Source organism: Streptomyces sp. NPDC042002, from assembly GCF_055588305.1.
On the sequence record NZ_JBVJCT010000011.1, the window covers coordinates 48,824 to 71,200 of the forward strand.

Annotated in this window: 15 protein-coding genes and 3 pseudogenes; 12 read left to right on the forward strand and 6 right to left on the reverse strand. The window is 68.9% G+C overall.

The genetic code is table 11. From position 1 onward, the window contains the following. Positions 1–74: 74 nt before the first annotated feature. The 3 genes from ACZ6KY_RS18615 (at position 75) to ACZ6KY_RS18625 (ending at position 7,563) form a co-directional block, all read left to right on the forward strand. Positions 75–6,563 carry an RHS repeat domain-containing protein gene (locus ACZ6KY_RS18615; protein ID WP_469311355.1) on the forward strand — a complete coding sequence of 2,163 codons (6,489 nt, stop codon included), beginning with the start codon at positions 75–77 and terminating at the stop codon, positions 6,561–6,563. A 96-nt stretch (positions 6,564–6,659) separates the two neighbouring features. Then, a complete protein-coding gene (locus ACZ6KY_RS18620; protein WP_469311356.1) occupies positions 6,660–7,088 on the forward strand; it encodes a hypothetical protein in 429 nt (142 codons plus the stop codon). A gap of 73 nt (positions 7,089–7,161) precedes the next feature. Beyond that, complete coding sequence (locus tag ACZ6KY_RS18625) at positions 7,162–7,563, forward strand: hypothetical protein (RefSeq protein ID WP_469311357.1); 402 nt, start codon at positions 7,162–7,164, stop codon at positions 7,561–7,563. A gap of 4 nt (positions 7,564–7,567) precedes the next feature. Here ACZ6KY_RS18625 and ACZ6KY_RS18630 read toward each other — a convergent pair whose 3' ends face one another. The 3 genes and pseudogenes from ACZ6KY_RS18630 to ACZ6KY_RS18640 form a co-directional block, all read right to left on the reverse strand. Next, on the reverse strand, positions 7,568–7,750 hold the full coding sequence (locus ACZ6KY_RS18630; protein WP_469311358.1) for a hypothetical protein: 183 nt from the start codon (positions 7,748–7,750) through the stop codon (positions 7,568–7,570). A gap of 16 nt (positions 7,751–7,766) precedes the next feature. Further along, positions 7,767–7,922 (reverse strand): annotated as a pseudogene (locus ACZ6KY_RS18635) (transposase family protein); the annotation flags it as partial. A 54-nt stretch (positions 7,923–7,976) separates the two neighbouring features. After that, positions 7,977–9,257 carry an IS256 family transposase gene (locus tag ACZ6KY_RS18640; RefSeq protein WP_469311481.1) on the reverse strand — a complete coding sequence of 427 codons (1,281 nt, stop codon included), beginning with the start codon at positions 9,255–9,257 and terminating at the stop codon, positions 7,977–7,979. Between the two features lie 148 nt (positions 9,258–9,405). On the opposite strand from ACZ6KY_RS18640, the gene ACZ6KY_RS18645 reads away from it, so the two are divergent. The 4 genes and pseudogenes from ACZ6KY_RS18645 (at position 9,406) to ACZ6KY_RS18660 (ending at position 11,031) form a co-directional block, all read left to right on the forward strand. Further along, positions 9,406–9,543, forward strand: a complete 138-nt coding sequence (locus ACZ6KY_RS18645; protein WP_469311359.1) for a hypothetical protein — start codon at positions 9,406–9,408, stop codon at positions 9,541–9,543. Positions 9,544–9,649: 106 nt separating this feature from the next. After that, positions 9,650–9,754, forward strand: a pseudogene (locus ACZ6KY_RS18650) (HipA family kinase); the annotation flags it as partial. A gap of 305 nt (positions 9,755–10,059) precedes the next feature. Next, a complete protein-coding gene (locus ACZ6KY_RS18655) occupies positions 10,060–10,260 on the forward strand; it encodes a type II toxin-antitoxin system VapB family antitoxin (protein WP_328556973.1) in 201 nt (66 codons plus the stop codon). Positions 10,261–10,515: 255 nt separating this feature from the next. Continuing rightward, positions 10,516–11,031 (forward strand): hypothetical protein, encoded by a 516-nt coding sequence (locus ACZ6KY_RS18660; protein WP_469311360.1) that lies wholly within the window; start codon positions 10,516–10,518, stop codon positions 11,029–11,031. Positions 11,032–11,404: 373 nt separating this feature from the next. Here ACZ6KY_RS18660 and ACZ6KY_RS18665 read toward each other — a convergent pair. Next, a pseudogene (locus tag ACZ6KY_RS18665) lies at positions 11,405–11,851 on the reverse strand (DUF5994 family protein); the annotation flags it as partial. A gap of 149 nt (positions 11,852–12,000) precedes the next feature. Continuing rightward, positions 12,001–13,170 carry an acyl-CoA dehydrogenase family protein gene (locus ACZ6KY_RS18670; protein WP_469311361.1) on the reverse strand — a complete coding sequence of 390 codons (1,170 nt, stop codon included), beginning with the start codon at positions 13,168–13,170 and terminating at the stop codon, positions 12,001–12,003. Positions 13,171–14,036: 866 nt separating this feature from the next. On the opposite strand from ACZ6KY_RS18670, the gene ACZ6KY_RS18675 reads away from it, so the two are divergent. The 3 genes from ACZ6KY_RS18675 (at position 14,037) to ACZ6KY_RS18685 (ending at position 16,397) form a co-directional block, all read left to right on the forward strand. Beyond that, on the forward strand, positions 14,037–14,402 hold the full coding sequence (locus ACZ6KY_RS18675) for a hypothetical protein (protein WP_469311362.1): 366 nt from the start codon (positions 14,037–14,039) through the stop codon (positions 14,400–14,402). Positions 14,403–14,610: 208 nt separating this feature from the next. Beyond that, positions 14,611–15,843, forward strand: a complete 1,233-nt coding sequence (locus ACZ6KY_RS18680) for a type III PLP-dependent enzyme (protein WP_469311482.1) — start codon at positions 14,611–14,613, stop codon at positions 15,841–15,843. Beyond that, a complete protein-coding gene (locus ACZ6KY_RS18685) occupies positions 15,840–16,397 on the forward strand; it encodes a GNAT family N-acetyltransferase (RefSeq protein WP_469311363.1) in 558 nt (185 codons plus the stop codon). The genes ACZ6KY_RS18680 and ACZ6KY_RS18685 overlap by 4 nt, the downstream gene beginning before the upstream one ends. Before the next feature lie 918 nt (positions 16,398–17,315). Here ACZ6KY_RS18685 and ACZ6KY_RS18690 read toward each other — a convergent pair. Beyond that, entirely contained in the window at positions 17,316–18,656 is a 1,341-nt protein-coding gene (locus ACZ6KY_RS18690; protein WP_469311364.1) for a type I glutamate--ammonia ligase, read from the reverse strand. 808 nt (positions 18,657–19,464) lie between these two features. On the opposite strand from ACZ6KY_RS18690, the gene ACZ6KY_RS18695 reads away from it, so the two are divergent. Both ACZ6KY_RS18695 and ACZ6KY_RS18700 read left to right on the forward strand, forming a co-directional pair. Beyond that, entirely contained in the window at positions 19,465–19,773 is a 309-nt protein-coding gene (locus ACZ6KY_RS18695) for a DUF5132 domain-containing protein (protein ID WP_469311365.1), read from the forward strand. A 210-nt stretch (positions 19,774–19,983) separates the two neighbouring features. After that, positions 19,984–22,281, forward strand: coding sequence for an ABC transporter ATP-binding protein (locus tag ACZ6KY_RS18700; protein WP_469311366.1), 2,298 nt, complete (start codon positions 19,984–19,986; stop codon positions 22,279–22,281). Positions 22,282–22,377: the final 96 nt, after the last annotated feature.

A 22,377-nucleotide genomic window follows, 5' to 3' on the forward strand; every position in this document is an offset into this window, starting at 1 on the left:
CGGTCGCGGCATGGGTCGCGGCGACAAGTACCGGTATGCGTTCCGAAGGCCTTCAAAACAGGGGGAGTTCAGACATGGGTGGGCTACGGCACGGGCGGCTGCGGCGGGCACGGCTGTGGGTGGTCGGCGTCACGGTGAGCGCGGTGGTGGCCGCAGGTCTTGGCACCGCCCCCGCGGTGTGGGCGAGCGAACGTCATGGCCACCACACGGTGGACGCGCCAATGGTCAAGAACGGTACGGCTGTTGCCTTCAAGACGAAGACCGTCAAGCGCAAGGACCCGGCGAAGGCAGCAGCGGCCCGTACCGCCGAGGCCGTCACCAAGCCCGTGATCTGGCCCACCGCCGCCGCCAAGGTCCTCGCGGTGGCCGGGAGTTCGGCCGCGACCGTCACCGTCGGCAGGCTCCCCGTGAGGCTTGCCGGCTCCGGCAAGGGCGCCGCCGCCACGAAAGTCACCGTCCGTACGGCGCCGCGAAGCACGGCCACCGCCCTCGGAATCCACGGCGCAGTCCTCGCTCTCACCCGTACCGACGGGTCAAGGACCGCCGCCAAGACCCGCTTCACGCTGGACTATTCGGGCTTCGCGAACGCCTATGGCGGTGACTACGCGTCCCGGCTCTCGCTGGTCCGGCTGCCCTCCTGCGCGCTGGCCACCCCTGCACTGAAGAAGTGCCGTACCGCGTCGCCGCTGCCCACGACGAACGACACGGCGGCGCACACCCTCACCGCCACCGCGCCGCTCACCCTTTCCACCATGGCCCTCGCCGCGACCGCCGCGGCGAAGTCGGGTGCCGGTTCGTACCAGGCGACGTCCCTGAACCCGTCCGCGTCCTGGAGCGCGGGTGGTTCCAGCGGCGACTTCACCTGGTCGTATCCGCTGTCGGTGCCCCCGTCCAACGGTGGTCCGTCGCCGAACCTTGCGCTCACGTATGACGCGCAGAGTGTGGACGGCCGGCTGCCGTCGACGAACAACCAGCCGTCCTGGGTCGGTGAGGGCTTCGACCTGACGACCGGGTACATCGAGCGGTCGTACGACTCGTGTGACGACGACGGGCAGTCCGGGAAGAACGACGAGTGCTGGGCGAACGACAACGCGACCCTGGTCCTGGGTGGCAAGTCCAGTCCGCTGATCAAGGATTCGACGACCGGCGAATGGCATCCCAAGGCCGACGACGGTGAGCGTGTCACCCACTCCACGGGGGCGACCAACGGAGACAACGACGGTGAGTACTGGACCGTCACCACCCAGGACGGCACCCAGTACGTCTTCGGCAAGAACCGTCTGCCGGGCTGGGCCACGGGGAACGCGGTCACCAACTCCACCTGGACCGCCCCGGTGTTCGGTGACGACTCCGGTGAACCGGGCTACGACCAGGGCAGCAGTTTCTCGGGCCGGGCGCTGACCCAGGCCTGGCGATGGAACCTGGACTATGTCGTGGATCCGCACGGCAACGCGATGTCGTACTGGTACACCAAGGAGACCAACTACTACGCGAAGAACGGCACCACGACCGACAACGGCACGGTGTACGACCGCGGTGGCTACCTGAACCGGATCGACTACGGGATCACGTCCTCGACGGTGTTCGGCACGGCGCCGGAGAAGGTCTCCTTCGGTACGGCCGAGCGCTGCCTGGTGACCAGCAGCGAGGACTGTTCGTCGCTGACCTCGTCCACGTCGTCGCATTGGCCGGATGTGCCGTTCGACGAGATCTGCGCATCGGGGAAGGTGTGCAGCGCGACGGGGCCGACGTTCTTCTCCCGTAAGCGGCTGACGGGTGTCACGACGAGTGTGTGGGACGCAAGTCTGTCGACTCCGGCCTACCGGGACGTCGACTCCTGGGCACTCGACCAGTCCTTCCCCGACCCTGGCGACGGTACGTCGGCCGGGTTGTGGCTGAAGTCCATCACGCGTACGGGCAAGGACGGTTCGGCGACGGCGATGCCGCCTGTCACGTTCGCCGGTGTGCAGTTGTACAACCGGGTGGACACGACGCACGACGACATCGCGGCACTGGTCAAGTGGCGGGTGCGGACGATCACTTCGGAGACGGGGTCGGTCCTCACGGTCAACTACTCCGACCCGCAGTGCGTCGCGGGTACGACGATGCCGAGCGCACCCGACTCCGACACCCTGCGCTGTTTCCCGACGTATTGGCAGCCGCCGTTCACGGCCGACCCCCAACTGGACTGGTTCCACAAGTACGTTGTCACCCAGGTGACGGAGTCGGATCCGACAGGCGGCGCGCCGCTGAAGGAGGCCGACTACACCTACGGCGGTTCCCCTGCCTGGCACTACGACAGCGACGACGTCACCGCGCCGGCCAAGCGCAGGACGTGGTCGCAGTGGCGGGGTTACGGGAGCGTCACCACGACGACGGGCGACGCGCAGTCGAAGCGGACGAAGACGGTCTCGACGTACTTCCGGGGTATGGACGGCGACAAGCAGTCCGACGGCACCACCCGCAGCGTCAAGGTCACCGACTCCACCGAGGCCTCGGTCACGGACGCTGATCCGCTGGCGGGCCAGACCCGCGAGTCGGTCACCTACGACGGCTCCGCCGAGGTCGGCGGCACGATCACCGACCAGTGGATCCACCAGACGGCCACGGACGGTATCCGCAGCGCGTATCTGACCCGCCCGGCGGCGGTCCGCACGCGTACGGATCTGGCTTCCGGCGGCACCCGCGACACCGCGGTGTCCACGACGTACGACCCGGCGACGGGTGCGGCGCTGACGGTCGACGACGCGGGCGACACGGCTGCCAAGGGCGACGAGCAGTGCACCCGCACGACGATCGCGAACAACACCACCGACTGGCTGATGGCCTTCCCGGTCCGCGTCGAGACGGTCGACGTGGCGTGCGACGCGACGCCGACTCGTCCCGACGACGTGATCTCCGACGTCCGCACCCTTTATGACAGTCAGTCCTACGGCACCGCCCCGACGCTCGGCGACGAGACGTCGACGCAGCGGCTGTCGTCGTACAGCAGCGGCAGTCCCGTCTACCAGACGGTGTCCACGTCCCACTACGACACGCAGGGCCGGGTCGACTGGGTCAAGGACGCGGATCAGAACACGGTCAGCACCACCAAGTACACGCCCACCACCGGCGGTCCGCTGACGAGCACGGTCACCACGGACGCCAAGACCTATCCGACGACCACCACCTTCGACCCGGCGCGTGGCCTTGCCACCTCGGTCGTTGACGCCAACAGCAAGCGCACGGACTACGGGTACGACGGCCTCGGCCGGCTGACCGGGCTATGGCTGGCCAACCGCTCCAAGTCCTCCGGACAGAGCGCCAGCCTCGTGTACAACTACGCGATCTCGAACACCGCCGCCTCCACGGTCTCCACCGGCAAGCTCAACAACGACGGCACGACCTACGACACGACCTATGCCCTCTACGACGCGCTGTTGCGGCCCCGCCAGACGCAGACCCCGGCACCGGGCGGCGGCCGGGTCATCGCCGAGACAAAGTACGACAGCCGCGGCGTGGCCGTGGAACAGGACGCCGACTACACCGACGACACCGCCCCGGCCGGGACCCTGGCGAACATCACCTCGGTGGTGCCGTCCCAGACCCTGACCAGCTACGACGGCGCGGGTCGCGCCACGGCGAAGGACTTCTACGCGCTCGGCATCAAGCGCTGGACGACCTCCACCGAATACGGCGGTGACCGCACCACCGTCACCCCGCCCAAGGGCGGCATCGCGACGACGACCTTGACCGACACCCTCGGCCGTACCACCGAGACCCGGCAGTACGACAACGGCACTCCGACCGGCTCCTACACCTCCATCAAGTACCACTACGACGCGAAGAGCCGGCTGAAGGAGGTCGTCGACGACGACGGCAACACCTGGTCGTACGACTACGACCTGATGGGCCGCAAGACGACCGCGACGGACCCGGACACGGGCACGACGAAGACGACGTACGACGACCTGGACCAGGTCGCCACGACCACCTCGGCGCTCGACACGGCCGACGAGAAGACGCTGAGCTACTCGTACGACATCCTCGGCCGCAAGACCGACATGTACGACGGCACGACGAAGGATGCGGCGCACGAACTGGCCAAGTGGACCTACGACTCGGTGGTCAAGGGGCAGCCGACGTCGTCGATCCGGTACGTCGGCGGCTCGTCCGGCCAGGCGTACATCAGCCAGATCGGCGCGTACGATTCGCTGTACCGGCCCACCCTGACCCGGGTCACGATCCCCTCCGCCACCGGAGAGGAGTCACTGGCCGGCACCTACACGTCGACGACCGGTTACAACCTCGACGGCACCATCCAGGTCACCTCCGATCCGGCCGCCGGCGGACTGCCCTCCGAGTCGCTGACCTACGGCTACAACGACCTGAGCATGCCGACGACGCTTACCGGCGCCACCGGCTACGTACAGAACACCGGTTACACCAAACTGAGCGACATCAGCCAGCTCACGCTGGGTGTTTCGTCCTCGGACACGGTTAAGTGGCTCCAGATCACGAACACCTACGAGGACGGCACCCGCCGCCTCAAGCGGGAACTGGTCACCGACGACGCGCAGACCGCACCCGTCCAGGACACGACGTACGCCTACGACGACGCGGGCAACCCGACAAAGGTCGCCACGCACGCCGACGGCACCGACGACGTCCAGTGTTACCGCTACGACGGCCACGACCGCCTCACCGAGGCATGGACGGCCACCGACGGCTGCGCCGCCGCCGCGTCTACCGCGGTCCTCGGCGGTCCCGCGCCGTACTGGCACAGCTATGCCTACGACGACCTCGGCAACCGCAAGAGCGACGTCGGCCATGCGACGACCACGGGCGGTTCGGACACGTCGACGTCGTACGGGTACCCGCCGCAGGGCGGCAGCCAGCCGCACACGCTGTCGTCGTCGACGACGACCAAGGGCTCCACGACGACCACGGACGCGTACACCTACGACGGTTCGGGCAATACCCACACCCGTACCCTCGACGGCAAGACCCAGACGCTGGTCTGGGATTCCGAGGGCCACCTTGCCAAGGTGACCAACGCGGACGGGACTTCGGCCTCGTACCTGTACGACGCCGACGGCAACCGGCTGCTCTCCCGCGACGACTCCGGCACCACCCTGTACTTGGGCGACACCGAACTGCACGTCGCCAAGGGCGCGACGACGGCCACGGGGACGCGCTACTACACCTGGGCCAGCCAGACCATCGCGGTGCGTACGAGCACGGGCGGCCTGCAGTGGCAGGTCACGGACGCCCACGACACCGCCGAGACAGCGGTGGACGCGACGACGCAGGCGTTGACCCGGCGGCGCCTCGACCCCTTCGGCAACGCCCGTGGCACACAGCCGAGTTCGAGCACGTGGCTTGGCGACAGGGGGTTCGTCAGTGGTGTCGCCGACGCCACGACGGGGCTGACGCACCTTGGGGCGAGGGACTACGACCCCACTATCGGCCGCTTCGTCTCGGACGATCCGGTCCTCGAACTGACCGACGCCCAGCAGATCGACGGGTACACGTACGCGGCGGACAACCCGGTCACGGGCAGCGACCCGACCGGTCTGGACGACTGGTACAACGACCCGACGATGAACACGTGCGCCATCGACTGCGGCACGACGACACCCGCGACGACCACGACGACCACCACGACCTCCAGCTCCCACAGTGGCGGTGGCGGCAGCTCGCACCACAGCTGCGGCTGGTCCTTCTCCTGCTACGCCAAGAAGGCCTACCACGTCGTCCAGCGGCACCCGGTGATCGCGGCAGTGGTGGCCACGGCGGCGGTGGTCGGGGTGGTCGCCTGCGTGGCCGCCACGGCGGGCGCCTGTGGAGCCGTACTGGCAGCCGGCGCCGAGGGCTTCACCGCTGGCGCCGAAATGGGCAGCCTCGGAGCAGCGGTGACCGGCGCCGCCGTCGGAGTGGCGGGCGAAGGTGGGGCGGTCATCGCCGGGACGGTCGGTATCGCCGGCGCCGGGGCGGCGGTGGTCGAGAAGAGCGTGGAGACCGGTGCCAAGGAGGAAGCCGCGACGTCGGCGGGTGCCAAGGCGTCAGAGGCCGACGCGGTGACCACGGCGTCGACGGGCACGGCGAGCGGTACAGCACGGGCTGCGAAGGCCGCGCCCAAGAGCGGTACGAGCGCCGCACGCGGAACCAGAGGCGCCAAGGGCAAGTTCCAGCCGAAGGTCACGATTCATCCGTCGACCGGGGACTGGGACCTGGAAGGCCGCGTGTCGGACGCGAACGCGCTCCGGGACGATGTCGGAACGGTCGCCACCGGTGACGCGAAATACCGTACGTACTCCTCCGCCATCAATACGACCAACGGAGATATCGCGGTCGGCTGTTCCGGGGGCGGGAACTGTGCGGAAGTGAACATTCTGGAGTTTACGGGTTGGGACCCGGAGAATGTCCTGTTCACGCGGGCAGGCAGGCTCATGGACATCGAGGACGGCCTTGGTAAGGTCTGGCAGGAGATGGAGATCTGCACAACTTGCCAGGGAATCCTCCCGCTGGAGTCGTTCGTTCCCGGAGCTCTTCTGGCGACGAAGCCGGGCCACAGCGGATAGGAGACGATGATGCTGAGTGCGGCTCTGCTTGAGCTGGAGAGGTACGACTGGTCGCTGTTGCGATGCGGTTGCGGAGAAGGTGCGGCGCACCTTCCGGTGACCTTTCGCAGACTGCTGGAGGCGAAATCACCCCAGGACGCAGTCGGTTACCGTCTCGACGGGCACGTCGAAGTCCAGTCGATGCTGTTCGAGGCCGCGGTCCCAGCCGTCTCCGTCATCCTGGCCGCGCTCACCGAGGATCTCGCGCCGTTCGTACGCAGTCACTTCCTGGTGACTCTGCTGTTCACGGTTTCCGGGGAGTCGCATTCCAGCGAGACGGCGGCAGGACGGGAGAGCCTCGACGAGGAGTGCTACGAGAAAGCCCGAGAAGGGCTGTGGGTGCTCTACCGCGAGGCGATGTCCGGAGATGCGGAGAACGCGTTGGACATTCTCGAAGTGATCGAAGAGGACGAAACTCGGTTCTCCCACTTCCGCACCGCTCTCGCGGACCGCCTCGCGAGACAGCAGAAGAGACGATCAGGATGAATTCCCACGGAGGACGAGAATGGTAAGCGACGGCAGACCGGTAGGACGCCGTGCCGCGGGTACGCAGACCGTGGTGGACGTGCTGCTGCGCTGGACGTGGGTCCGGCGCCGTACGCCCGCGCAGGACATCGAGGACTTCGAGAACGGCCAGGCCTTGCGGGTCGTGGGGTTCACGAAGAACATCGGCGGGGCGGTCACGCGCTCTGTCGGCAAGGGTAAGAGCATCGCCCGGCTGCGGCAGGGATACCTGCGGCTCGCCGCCGGTGAGGCTCCGGTCTGGAGCGACCGGCGGGGCGGCCGCACCGCCACCCTGCCCCCGCCGTACCGCCTGAAGCTCACGGCCGCGAAGGTGCGGATGGCACCCAAGTTCGACCGCTACGAACTCGTCGCCGCTGACGGGACGTACGACTTGATGGTGCCGAAGACGGACGGGGAGCTGATACGGCACGTGTTCGCCTCGGTCGAGGGCGGCTGAGCGGTCACTGTCGTGGCAGGCAGGTGAGGACTCCGTCGAGGGTGACGCGGGTGCCGTGGTCGACCAGGTACTTGCGGTCGGTGCGGTGTTGTAGGGCCGCGGCCGCGTCGGCCTCGGCGAACGTCGCGCCGCGCGGCGGGAAGAGGCCGAGCGCGCGGGCGAAGGAGGCCGCCGGATCACTGGACACTGAGCGTTTTCCAACCTCACGCTGACGCGTGGTGAAGGACGAGGACAGCCTTCACGACGTCGGTGATTCGGTTGGTGCTGCAGCGGAGCTTCCGTAGGAGGCGCCAGCCCTTGAGGGTGGCCATGGCCCGCTCGCCAAGGCAGCGGATCTTGGCGTGGCTGCTGTTGTGACGGTCACGTCCGCTGGAGTGGTGTATCGACGGCCACTCGGTGATCTCGTTTTGAGGCTATGCGGTGAGTTCGGTGGGCAGGTCGGTCTCGTCGGTTTCTGACTCGATCGGGTGGATCCGGGTCTTGGCCGGCAGGTCCGGCCCCATATAGCGGCGGGCCTCGGTCCAGTCGTCGTTCTGCTCGGCCAGCACTGCTCCGACCAGGCGGATCAGGGCGGTGCGGTCGGGGAAGATGCCGACCACGTCGGTGCGGTGGCGGATCTCCTTGTTCAGCCTCTCCTGCGGGTTGTTCGACCAGATCTGCCGCCAGATCTCACGCGGGAAGCCGGTGAACGCCAGCAGATCGTGCTGTGCGGCGTCCAAGTGGGCGGCGGCTTTGGGGAACTTGGCCTCCAGCGCGTCCAGGACGTGCCGCATCTGGGACTGGACCGCGTCGGCATCGGGCTGTTCGGAGACGGTCCGCAGCAGCGTGGCCACCCAGGGCTGGGCGGATTTCGGGACCTGGCTCAGCAGATTTCGGGCGATGGGGGTGCCCCCGTGCCCGTTCAGGGCGTGGGGGAGCGTGCGGCATCGCTGCCAGGAAGCGCCGGGCGGGACGGCGCCGATCGCGTTCACCAGGCCGGTGTGGGCGTCGGAGGCGACGGGCTGGACGCCGGAGAGGCCGCGGGCGGTCAGGGAGCGCAGGAAGGCGAGCCAGCCGGCGCCGTCCTCGGCTGTGGCGACGTCGATGCCGAGGATCTCGCGGTGGTCGTCGGCGTTGACGCCGACCGCGACCAGGGCGTGGACGTTGATGATGCGGCCGCCCTCACGGACCTTCTGGGGCAGTGCGTCGACCCGGACGAACGCGTAAGGGCCCTGGTCCAGGGGCCGGTTGCGGAACGCGGCGACCTGCTCGTCCAGGTGCTTGGCCATCGAGTTGACCTGGGACTTCGACAGCTGGGTGACGCCGGGGGATTCGGCGAGTTTCTCGACCCGGCGGGTGGAGACGCCGAGCAGGTAGGCGGTCGCGACCACCGAGATGAGGGCCTGTTCGGCCCGGCGGCGTCGTTCGAGGAGCCAGTGCGGGAAGTACGGGAAGTAACTGCCCTGCCTCAGCTTGGGGACGGCGAGCTCGACGGTGCCTGCGCGGGTGTCCCACTCGGGCGGGCGGTAGCCGTTGCGGTGGTCGACGCGCTCGTCGCTGATCTGCCCGTACTCGGCGTTGCAGAGGGCATCGGCCTCGGCGGACATGAGCGCGTCGGCGAACGTCTTGACCATCGCGCGCAGCGGATCGGGACTCGCCGCGGCGAGGTTGTCCTCGGCGATGGCGTGCAGGGGCAGACTGTGTGGTGCGGTCATCATGCTGATCTCCTTCGACACTTCGAAGATCAGCCGGTGGCCGTTCGTCTACGCGGGCACCATCCCGATGCCGGAGCAGACCCCCGGATCAGGTCGAACCCGTACACCACTTCCCTGGACGCAGCCGAGGCCCCCCGGAGAGTCTGTCGTGACCTTGGCGCGGTGGCTCGGGCACTCCTCTCCCGTGATCACCCTCGGTTACTGTGCTCACTTCATGCGGGAGGCCGGAAGCAAGGGGCGCACCGCCATCGACGGACTGCTCGGGGAGCGGGGGCAGGCCGGCTGAAACTCCCCAGATTCAACCCAGGCCCGTTGACGGGTGATTCCCGCTGCTACACCCCTCCAAAGTTGACCGTGGATTGCAAGCCTGAGTAGGCGGGTGGCCTGGGTAAATACTGAAAGAGGTCGCCGCGACCCGCTACATCACGCCGCTGCGCGAGGGCGGCTCGCTGCCGGGACTCGTCGAGGCCGACGACCTCGGGACGTACGTCATGAAGTCGTCTACCTGGGGCGCTGAGCTGCGGAGATGTGGCTGGGAACGTCTCTGGCCTGGGCTGATCCGTCTTTCTGGGCCTTTCATGCTCGTGCCCGGTTACGCCGTCGATTCTCCCCACGCGCTCCCCGGCGCCGCTCGTACTCCCCAGATTCTCCCCAGGGAGTTGCCCCGAGCGGGTTCGGTGGGGAGTGCCAGTGCCGTATCGAGCAACGTTCGCCCTGTTGTTGTCCTGTGTCACGAACCGCAGCGGGAACGAGTCGCTGCTGTGCGGCTGTTAGAGTCCCGGACCTACGAAGGGGGCCGCTCGTGGCCAAGGTCAACATCAGTCTCGATGCCGAACTGGTGGTGGAAGTGATGGTCCTGGCCGGGGTCGGCTCGCCTCAGGACGCCGTCGAAGCAGTCGTGCGTGACTACATCGCCCGGGGGCACCGCACCGAGGCACGCACCGAGCTCAAAGAGCAGAGCCTGCGAGAGGTCGAGGTCAAACCGCAGGATCCTCAAGGCTGACCACTGTGATCGTGTGACGTCGCTCCAGCTCCGTTGGCACGCGTCCAAGGCTCGGGGACAGGGCAGTTGAGAAGCATGAGCGCCGTTCCCAATCCGGCCCGAGTGCTTCGGCTGCTCGAGGCCGTTGCTCGCCAACGGGGGCGGGGTCCTCATCTTGAAGCATTCTTCGGTTGCGTGTACTTCGCGGCTATGCGGCCAGCTGAGGTCATCCATCTTCGGATCGATCAATGCCGCCTGCCGAAGACTGGACGGGGGATGCTCAACCTCTCGGGCGGGGTTGTCACATCGGGCAAGGAGTGGACCGACGACGGTGAGGTGCACGAGGTGCACTCGCTCAAGCGTCGAGCGGCAAGCGCGACGCGGCCTGTTCCCATCGTGCCGCAATTCGTAAGCATGCTGTGTGCCCATGTGAAACGGTTCGATGCGGCACCTGACGGTCGGCTCTTCCGGAACCAGGCTGGCAACTACGTGGACGCTGCCGCCTACGGCATCACCTGGGCGCGGGCCCGGGAACACGCTCTGACGCGTACTGAGCGCACTTCTCGCCTGGTCAAGCGACCTTACGATCTCCGGCACGCCGGGATCTCGTTCTGGCTCTACTCCGGAGTGGACCCGGCCGAGTGCGCCCGCCGCGCCGGCCAGAGCATCGAGGTTCTCTTTCGCCGCTACGCCAAGTTTCTTGACGGCCTTCGAGAGCAGGCGAACCGCCTCATCGAGCAGTCCATGAACGAGTGGCAGCGCGTCGGTCGAGGTGACACACCCGAGGGTTGAACCGGGGGTTTGGTCCGTGACTGGTCCGGAAGCACTGGTCAGGAGGGGTGCAGTCATGGGAGGAATTGGGAGTTAGCGTGCAAGCCTGGCTTGGTCGAGAGCGGGCTGAGCGAAAGGCGCCTGACGGGTGAGAACCCAGGTCAGGCGCCTTTTTCCGTGCGTCTAGAAGAAGCCCAGCTTCTTCGGCGAGTACGAGACCAGGAGGTTCTTCGTCTGCTGGTGGTACACGCGAGGCACCTGCTCTGACCTGCGGAAAAGGGAGCTTTGTCCGCAGCGGTTGGCGACTTGGTCCGGGAATGGCCCGGATCTTGGCCGCGGACACGAGGCCCGGACCAGCTACCGGGCGTCCAGCAGCTGGACGACACGCTTGCCGACACACCCTGCCCTCGGACTCCCAGGCCCTCTCCGCATCCTGCACCTGGTTGGGCACGGATACGTCGTGCAGGGCCCGGTCGGCGGTGATGAGCGCGCTCGCGGTCAGCGGCGGGCCGCCGTATTCGGATGCCGCCGCCATCAGACGTGCCGCTGCCTCCGGGCCGGTCTCGGGCGGGATCACCAGCAGGTCCCAGCGGCCGGTGCCGTAGGACAGCAGAAGAAGCTTGTGCGGGTCGAGTTCCGGGGTGAACCAGCCGACCTTCACGACGTGACCGCGGACGGGCACCTCGTGCGGGATGACCGGCCAGTGCTCGGGGTTGACGGCGACACGGGTGATGCGCCCCCACAGGGAGTCCAAGACATCAGTCTCCCGGGCGCTCTCGCGTGCGCCGGCGACGGATGTCGCGGAGCGGGCTGTTGCGACGCTGACGCTCACTGAGGCCACCAGGTCACCTTGGTCTCCAGATCGTCAATGCCGGGTCCTGCTCAGCCGGTGCTTGTGCCCCGGCCTGCGGCCGCTGACCCGGCGGTGACGGCCTCGTCCGCCCCTTCGTCGTTCGAGGTCGATTTTCCGATCAGTTTCAGAGTCAAGTCTCAAGGGGCCAGGGTGAGGTCACCATGGTTGGACTTGGCGAGCGACCGCCCGATGACCATGCGCTGAATCTGGTTCGTGCCTTCGAAGATCTGAGTCAACTTGGCCTCACGCATGTACCGTTCGACCGGGAACTCGCGCGTGTAGCCGACCCCGCCGAGGACCTGCACCGCATCAGTGGTGACACGCATCGCGTTGTCGGTCGCGACGAGCTTCGCGACCGACGCCTCACGGCTGAACGGCAGTCCCGCGTCCTTCAGTCGGGCGGCATGGAGGGTCGCAGCACGCGCTGAAAAGACCGCGGCCTCCATGTCGGCGAGCAGGAACGCGACTCCCTGGTGGTCGATGATGCGTGATCCGAACGTCTCCCGATCGCGTGCATAGGCGATCGCGTGGTCGAGGGCGCCCTGGGCGAGACCGACCGCGACTGCCGCGATACCGAGACGGCCGGAATCCAGGCTCGCGAGAGCGATACGCAGGCCGCCGCCCTCGGCGCCGATACGCCGCTCGACCGGGACACGGACGTCCCGGAGGACCATGGTCGCCGTCGTGGACCCGGTCAGGCCCATCTTCCGTTCGGGTACATCAGCGGTGAGGCCCTCGGTGCCAGCGGGGATCATGAAGCACGAGATGCCCGTGCGGTCCTCCGAGGTGCGGGCCATGACCTTGTAGTAGTCCGCGTGACCACCGTGGGTCGTCCAGGCTTTCGCACCGTTCAGGACGTAGTGATCGCCGTCCAGACGGGCCCGGGTCCGCAGCGCGGCCGGGTCCGAGCCGGCGTGCGGCTCCGAGAGACAGTAGGCACCCAGCAACTCGCCACCGAGCATCGCGGGCAGCCACTCCTGCTTCTGCTCCTCGGTGCCCATCGTCGCCAGGCCGAAACACGACAGCACGTGCACGGAGACGCCTACGCCGACCGAAGCCCACACGGACGCGATCTCTTCGACAGCCTGCAGGTACACCTCGTACGACAGGCCGCTGCCGCCGTAAGCCTCGGAGTACGGTAAACCGAGCAGGCCGACGCGTCCGAGGAGCCTGAACACGTCACGAGGGAATGCCTCGTTCGCCTCATCGGCATCCGCTCGCGACGCGAGTTCATCGGCCGCCAGTTTCCGGACCAGCCTGATGAGGTCAAGGGACTCATCGTTCGGTAGCAGACGACGCGCGCTCATGGCACCTTCCAACTGTCGGGGCGAAGGTCTTCCTTCTTGCGCGGTCAGGCAGATCAGCCCGGCCGACGAGGAGAAGACCGTTCTCTTGCCGCACGTTCACCCGCTCGCCGTGACCGTGCCACGCGTCCCGGTGAACGATCCGCCCGCCGTTCGCACCGCCAGCTTCGCCGCAGCGGCCTTCTTCGAACGGTGTCGGATCACTTCCATCCGGCGGGGCACCACCTTCGGACCAAGACCCTCCACCGCCTGCCGACAACACACCGGACCGGCGTACCCGGCCAGTACCGCAAGCAGATGTTCCAGAGCCTGGGGGTCCGGCGGATGTCCACCCCGGCGCGGGGCCGGGGACCATGGCGGTGGAGCCGGCAGGGGATACCGGCACCGGCTCGATTCGCGGCAGTTCACCGACGACTTCGCGCGCCGTTGAGATACGGGCCGGCTCCTGCTCACACATCACCGGCCGGACTGTGATCCGCTCAGCCTCGGCCCCAAGCCGTTCCGCTTCGCTGTGGCAGGCGGCCTCCCGCTCCCGGAGCAGCCGCAGCACCTCATCACAGCTCATCCGACCCACCTCCCGCGCCAGCTGATCAACCAGCTATCGCAACGAGACGGGCATCACGCCGGACACGGGCGACCTCGCTAACCTCACCCAACGGGGACACGCACCCGAGGTGAAGAACGTCCCCGGTCGGCCCGGGGCGCGCACGCCGGCTCATGGACGCGCGCGTTGAAGGAGTCCCGGCGGTGTCGAACTCGTGGTGCGCGGCTGAGGTGGCTCGATCCACTGTGTCCGGCGACGACGTTCGCCGAGCGGGTCGAGGGGCCGACCGGCCCGCAGCATCCGGTGGTACCTGATCGTCAAGGTCGTGGAGGCTCACACCAACGCCGTTAGGGTGGTTCTGTATGCCGAGCGGTGGCTCAAGGCGCTGCAACTGCCCGGCGGCACCTTGAGGGAACGGGATCGGGGGAGTGCTCAAGGGTCCGTTGCCTCGCCAGTACCGGCAAACATGTTCGCACGCTACGCGTTCGGTACCTGGTTGGACCGGGCGTTCCTCACCGCCCGGTTCGAGCGCTGTACCGATGACGCGGTGCGTACTGCGTCAGTGAGCGGCAGGCCGGACAAGGGCTGGCCGCGCTGGGAGACAGGCATGATCGTCGGCCTTTGCGCCGGTCAACGCGAAGGTGGCGGGCAGGCCGCGCAGGGTGCAGGTGCAGGCCGCGGAAGTGCATAGAGTGCGGCGTGGAGGGAGTCCAGGTCAGGCGTCACAGCCGACCTTTGGACTCCCTCGCCTCATCTCATGCGGGCCGGCAGGCCCTTGGCATCATTCATCCAGTCGGACCGGGAGTTGACACGTGAAACCTCAGACCACCGACGTGCGCCAGATCGCCGAACCGCGTCGGACGGCCGACCACGGCAGAACCGGCCATCGCGCCCCCACCATGCCGGCCACCGTCCACGCATCCACCGCGTCCCTCCCCGACCAGCACGACCACCCCGCCCTGCGTGCCGCGCTCGCCGCCGCCATCGAGGACACCATCATCTACGACCTGGACGGCATCGGCCGCCAGTACACCGCCCTGTGCGCCGAACTGCCCGGCGTCGCCGTCCGGTTCGCGATGAAGGCCTGCCCGGTGGACGAGGTGCTCGGCCACCTCGCCCGGCTCGGCTCCGGCTTCGACGCGGCGAGCCCGCAGGAGATCGCCCAGGCGCTGCGCACCGGGGTGGCCCCCGGGCTGATCCACTACGGCAACACCGTCAAGTCCGACCGCAACATCGCCGAGGCCTACCGGCTGGGTGTACGCGACTACGCCACCGACTGCCTGGAGGACGTCGGCGCGATCGCCGAACACGCCCCTGGCTCCCGGGTGTTCTGCCGGCTGGCGACCACCGGCGAGGGCGCGCTGTGGGGTCTCAGCCGCAAGTTCGGCTGCTCGCCCGAGGACGCCCTGCGGGTGCTCGGCGCCGCCCGGAGCGCCGGGCTGGTGCCCTCCGGCCTGTCGGTGCACGTCGGCTCCCAGCAGATGACCGCCGAGGCCTGGGTTGCGGCGGTCGACTCGCTGGTGGCGGTCCTGGAGGCGCTCAGCCGGCGCGGCATCACCCCGGACCGGATCAACCTCGGCGGCGGACTGCCCGCCCTCGGCGTCCTCGACCGGCGCGGCCGGCCGTTGGAACCGCCGCTGGACAAGATGTTCGTGGTGATCCGCGAGGGCATGGAACGGCTGCGTGCCGTCAACGCCGCCCCGCTGGACTTCCTGCTGGAGCCCGGTCGCCACCTGGTCGCCGATCACGGAGCGATCCGCGCCCACGTCGCCCGGCTCTCTTCCCGACACCGGCTCGACGGCACCCGCGAGGACTGGCTCTACCTGAGTTGCGGCAAGTTCAACGGCCTCTACGAGATGGACCAGTTGCAGTACCGCCTGGAGTTCCCCACCCATTCCGGTGGGCAGTTCGTCGGCGCCATGCTGGCCGGCCCGACCTGTGACAGCGACGACGCGTACGCCCAGGAGGACAGCCTGGTACGGGTCCCGCACGCGATCACCTCCGGCGACCCGGTGTGGGTCCACTCCTGCGGCGCGTACGCCGCCGCCTACGCCACCCGGGGGTTCAACGGCTTCGCGCCGCTGCCGTACGCCTGCGTCGGAGGCCCGGCTCCGGACGGAGGAGGCGCATGACCGACACCCGGATCCGGCTGTTCCGGGAGGAGGACTGGGACGATGTGGTCGCGCTGGAGGAACGCGCCTACGCCGCGAGTGGCCTGTCCGAAGGGCGGGAGGCGCTTCGCTCCCGGCACCGTGCCTCGCCCTCGACCTGCTTCGTACTGGAGTACGCGGGTGGCTTCGGAGGCTATCTGCTCGCATTGCCGTACCCGCTGTTCCGCTGCCCGGACCTGAGCCTGGCCGAGGAAGGCGCGGCACAGGAGGGCAACGGGGGAAGCAACCTGCACACCCACGACCTGGCGATCGTCGAGCGGGCGCGCGGCCGGCGCCTGGCCCGCCGGATGCAGCGGCATCTGGAGGAGACCGGGCGGGCGGCCCGCTACCGGACCCTTTCTCTGGTCGCCGTGCGCGGCTCCGAGGCGCTGTGGTCCCGGCTGGGCTACCGTGCCCGGCCCGAGATCGGGCTGCCCGCGAGCTACGGTGCCGAGGCGGTCTACATGGCGAAGCCGCTGCCACCCACTGTTGCCGGTTCGACTCTCGGATCCTCTTCCAGAGCCGAAGTGGGCTGATGCGGATGTCCTCCGTATCCGACGAGTTCCGCCGCTCTCGACTGACCGTCAAGGCACTGCTCTTCGTCCTCGGATTCCAGTACGCCACCTGGGTTTTGGACACGTGCCGAGTCGCGAACGCGTTCGTCTGGCCCGGACAGGCCGGCCGCAGCAGCACAACTGATCAAAATGCCGGGGTAATCGCCGGTCTCGGCAGCAGTACCGCCGACGCCACCGCGACCGTCCCCGGCGCCCTCGCCACCGTCGGCACTCCATCCAAGGCCACGGCCGCCCTCGCCGACGACCTGCTCGACCACCCTGCCGGGACGGTGAGACGTGGTGCCTCGAAGGAGCTGACTCCCCTCTCGGTGGGGCCGGCACCACTACCCACGCCGGAAGTCCCACCGAACGCACGAGTTGTCGAGCACCGACAAGTGGGCCTCGCCTCTCGGCACGGGCGACAAGCGTCTACACACCGAGGTGGCCGCCAGTCGCCTCGGGCAGGAACGTGGCGAGGGTCGTACGAAATGAACTTCGCCATGTGGAGCGACCGCCGCTCACGCGGTCCGGAGCGTGGGCGCCACATGCGGTGGGTGCGGGGTTGCCGCCGCAGAACGCCTGGTGTGTTGCCCGGTACCGGGTTCTGGTGCACACGTACGATGCTCAGCTCGCGCAGGTCTCCCGCAGCCTATGTCGGCAGGCGTGGCGCTCGACGGCAACGGCGCCTGGCCCGCTCCCCATCACCTCGGACGACGCCGTGCCTGCGACCGCTTCGCCACAGGCACAGGCACAGGCACAGGCGCAGCCACGGGCGCGGTCAAGGATCTGCTCCGCGCCTTCCGGGGCCGCATCCTGCTGAGCTCCGTGAAGCTTGGCGGCGACCAGCAGGCCTTCGACCAACTCATGGATGGGGAGCCGGAGGAACAGAGCCTGTGCTCGTCAGTAGCGCCAGCGGACGGCCTCGATGACGTCCGCATCCGTGTGCATCGCGAACAGCTCCGCCTCCGCCCGCCGGACGGCCAGCACGGCCTCGTACAACTCGGGACCGAGGGCCTGCCGCAGCAGTGCGGACTTCTCGTAGGCGTCGATCGCCTCCGGCAGGCTCGCCGGGAGGCGCTCGGCCGCGCCGAGGGAGGCGGGGTCGCTCGGGGTCTCGGGCGGGAGGGGCAGGCCGGTGTCCAGGCCGGCGAGTCCGGCGGCCAGCACGCCGCCGATCTCCAGGTACGGGTTGGCGGCGGCGTCGAAGCACTTGAACTCGGCATTGGCCTGCCCGGCGGCGGAGCCGGTGATCAGGCGCAGCGCCGCCTCACGGTTCTCCAGACCCCAGCAGCGGTAGGCCCCGGCAAAGCGGGAGGGGACCAGCCGCAGGTAGGAGGCGACGCTGGGCGCGCCGAGGGTGAGCAGGGCGGGCAGCTCGGCCAGTACGCCCGCGAAGAACTGTTCGGCGTCGGGGTGCAGCCCGTGGCGGCCGGGGCCGCCGTGCCCGAGGTTCCGGCCCTCTCGCCAGAGGCTGAGATGCAGGTGGCCGCCGTTGCCGACCGAGCCCTCGGTGAAGACGGGCGCGTACGAGACCCGCAGGCCGTGCCGGGCGGAGACGGCCCGGATGGTGTGGCGCACCAGCATCGTGGTGTCGGCCGCCTCGACCGGCCCCTCGGCGGCGACCGAGACCTCGAACTGCCCGGCGGCGTACTCGGGGTGGAGCTGGAGTACGGCCAACCCCTGGGCGGTGAGGGCGCGCAGCACCTCCCGCAGGTAGTCGGAGTGCTCGATGAAACGGGTCATCCCGTACGCGGGCCCGACCGTCGCGGGGGCCTCGGACGGGTCGGCCACCACCCACTCGACCTCGATCCCGGCTCGCACCGACAGCCCGCGCCGCTCGACGGCCTCGGTGACCTGGCGGGCGAATCGGCGCTGGCAGCCGGGGTGCGGGGTGCCGTCCTGGGCGTAGCGGTCGGCCGGGGCCCAGGCCCAGCCGGGCTGGGCGGCGAGCGGCGTGAGCCGGTCGAGGTCGGGGACGAGCCGCAGGTCGCCCACCGGGCCGGTACTCGAAGGCGCGGTGGTGATGGAGTCGTCGACCAGGGCGACGTCGAAGCAGGGTACGGCGCCGACGCCGTACTCGGCGGCGTGTTCGAGCTGGGCGAGCGGAACGGACTTCACCCGGGTCAGCCCGGCGTTGTCGACCCAGCCGAACACCACTCCGTCGATTCCGTCGGCGGCGAGCTGGGCTTCGGCCGCCCGGGCCTGGGCGGCCCGCTCAGCTCGGGGGTACGTGGTGGCCATGCCGATCATGCTGGCGTTCGCGGCAGCCGGTGCGCCAGTGGCCGGCCGGGAGTTCACTCGTCCGTGAACGGTCGGACCTGCGACGTGACTCAGGACGCGTGCGCGGGAAGTCTCCGGCGGAAGTCTCTCCGATCACTGAGCCTTTCAGGGCGGGCTCGGTGAGGTGAGTCGGAGGGCAGGGCGATGGCGGTGAGGCAACTGCCGACAGGTGGGGCCGGAGCTGGATCCTGCGTGACGCGCGGCGGAGTGTGCGGTCGAGGCCGTCGGGTGTGCCGGAGGCAATGCGGGTCATTGCTCTGCGCGCGAGTGACCGGACGGCGGCCTCGACCGGGTTCGGGCCGGGCGCGTACGGCGGCGGCCGGACCGCGGTGAGTGCCGGGACGGGACGTGCGGGCCTTCCGCGAAGCGGTGTCGGCAGGAGTCGCGCTGTCATTTCCCGCCCGGTGCCGGAGGATGGCGCGCGAACTCGGAAGTCACCATGAAGTAGATCACCGGTAATAGGTAAATGAGAAAAGCACTTCGCTCGGTGAGTTCGCCTACTGCAATTCGTGACGGTCAGAACAGGGATGGCACTCGCATGAGTGAAACCCGCCGAGACCGTTTGGCCTCGGCAGTCGTGACTGGGCTACGGTGATCGGCAAGCGGACGGTTTGCCTCATCGGCAAGGAATTCAACCCGGCAGGGAGTCCGGCACGGGATATCGAGAATTCCGGAAATGGGTGCTTCCGCCTTCCCCGCTGTGCGTGCTCCGGAGTGCGCAGTGCCCTGGGTCCCCTGTCATACATCTGCGTAGAGAAGTTGGAGCATCATGCCGCCCGTCGTTCCGCCGTTCCTGATCGGTCTCATCGTCGCGCCACTGGCCAAGCGTGTCCTCAAGCCACTGATGCGCGGTGTCGTCACGACGTCCGTCGGTCTTGTCATGGAGGTGAAGAAAGCGGCCCAAGAGGCCGGAGAGAACATCCACGACCTCGCGGTCGAGGTGGCTGCCGAGATGGTGGCGGCGCAGATCGCCTCCGGCGACGACCAACGGCCTACCGAGGGTGCAGCCTCGACCGCCGAGAAGGACGAGGCCAGGACTCCGAAGATCCGTGCGACCGTCGGTGCCGCGAAGGCGTAGTGACGCCCTGATGCCCGCCCGCCGCCTGGGCGCGTCTTCCTGCCGACCTCGGAAGACGGGTCCTCGCGGCGGTCGGCCGTGGGCCTTTCGGCCGCACCTCTTCCTCCCTCTCGGACTTTCCGCTCCGTCGCAGTGAATCCGCCGTGCGCCGAATTCCGTCGCGCCCGTTGACGGATTACCCGTGACCTCCGCAAACAGGTGATTGTACGCATGTCATCGCTACTGGGTGCCGCAGCCGGATTCCGGTCCGCGGAATGGGACGTGAACCCGCGCTCGGTGACTCCGGGCCGTCAGCGTTGGGACGTCAAGCTGGTGCTCGGACGGCCACGGACGGCCGAGTTCCTCGCCGCCGCGCTGCGCCGCATTCCCGGGATCACCGAGGCCCGGGCCAACCCGGTCACCGGCGGGGTGCTCGTCCGGCACGATGCGCGGCTGCGCGCCACGGACGTCGGCCGGATCGTCCGCAGAGCCGTCACCCTGGTCGCGGAGGATCCGACCGGAGCGGGACGCCCGACACCGGCCCGCCCCGTCGCCGCACCGGCCCCGCAGGTGGACCGCGGCCTGGTCGTGCGACCGGTGCTCGCCGTCGGCGGCGGGGTCGCGGCCGGGGTCGCGCTGATCAAGGGGTCGGCGCTGAGCAGGCAACTGGTGGCAGTGGGCGGGGTGGCCGCGTTGACCACGGCCGTCCTCCGGAAGGCCTGGCGCGGAACGGCCGACGCGCCCCAGGAAGCGGCCGGGCCCGGCGTCGAACGTCATCCCCTGCTGGAGATCGTCGGACCGCACCGACGCCGTCTCTACGAGGCCGTTGCCCTCTCCGTCGCCTGCCAGGTCTCGGAGATGGCGCTCGGTACCTTCCTCGGCTGGACCGGACTGGTCCTCATCAAGGGTGAGGCAGCTCCACTGGCTCGCCTCGGCCTGACCACCGCGTCCGCCCAACTCTTCGGTCTGGCTGGGCTGATGGCCGCCGCCTGTGCCGCCGTGGCGGGCCTCTCGTACGCCTCGAACCTCCAGTGGCGCCGACTCGGCCAGGACATCGAGCACGACTGGCGCAACCGGACGTACGCCCACGTGCAGCACCTCGAACTACGGCACCTGGAAGGCGAGCGGACCACCCGGATCGCCGGCGCGCTCACCGACGACGTCCGTCAACTGGGCACCTTCTTCGCCACCTCGGCGGGCGACCTGCTGCACCTCGGCACCAGCCTGGCCCTCCTGGTTCCACTCTTCCTGCTGCTGGCGCCACAGATCGCCTGGATCGCGTTCCTGCCCATCCCGGTCATCGCCTGGCTGTCGTTCCACTACCAGGACAAGGTCGCGGCCGACTACGCAGTCTCCGGCGAGCACCGGGCCAAGCTGCACAGCCAGCTGGTGAACACGCTGGACGCCGGTGCCACCGTCAAGAGCTTCTGCACCGAGGATTACGAGGCCGAGCGCATCGACCGGCTGAGCGGGGAGGTCCAGGACAGCAGCCGGCGGACTGACCGGAGCACGATCCGCCACGCCGAGATCGTCCGGGTCTGCACGACCAGTTCGATGGCCGGAACCCTGCTGATCGGCGGCCGGGCGGTGCTCGACGGCAGCCTGCCGTTCGAGGTGTTCAGCCCGCTCATCGGGCTGCCCCAGATGGTGTTGCTGCGGATGAACCGGCTCGGCGGCATCGTCGACCAGTACCAGCGCACGCTTGTCGCCTACGACCGGGTCCGGCGGCTGCAAGCCCTCCCCCTCGAGGTCGACGGCGACGGCGCGGCGCTCGACGCCCGGAAGGTGCGCGGCGAGATCGTCCTCGACGACGTGACCTTCGCCTATCCCGACCGGCCGCCGGTGCTGGAGGGGCTCTCGCTGGCCATTCCCGCCGGGCAGGTCACCGCCCTCGTCGGTTGCACCGGCTCCGGCAAGACGACCGTCGCCAAGCTGCTGATGCGCTTCGTGGAAACGGAGTCGGGCAGCGTGCTGCTCGACGGGCGGGACGTCCGCGACCTGCCGAGGCAGGATCTGCGCCACGCGATCGGGTTCGTCGCGCAGGACCCCTTCCTCTTCGACGGCACCATCGCCGACAACATCCGCTACGGCAGCTTCGGCGCCTCGGACGAGGCCCTGGCCGAGGCGGCCAGAATGGCCGAGGCCCACACCTTCGTCGCGACACTGCCGGACGGCTACGACACGGTGATCGGCGAACGCGGCGCAGCCCTCTCCGGTGGCCAGCGGCAGCGGATCGCGCTGGCGCGCGCGATCCTCAAGGACGCGCCGGTGGTGATCCTCGACGAAGCCACCTCCGCCGTGGACAACGAGACCGAGGCCGCCATCCAGCGCACGCTCCGTGTCTTCGCCGCCGACCGGACGATGGTGATCATCGCCCACCGGCTCTCCACGGTCCGCCACGCCGACCGGATCTACGTCATGGACACGGGCGGCGTCGTGGCCGAGCAGGGCACCCACGACGAACTCCTCGCCCTGCACGGACTCTACGCGTCCCTCTGGCAGCTCCAGGCCGGAGAACTCGTCGCCTGACCCCACCAGCCGTACCACCGGCCGCCCGCCACATGACGTCACCGCGGCCGGTGTTCCCTGGCGCGCCCTCCCCCCACCCTCCCCCCCCACGTCTGT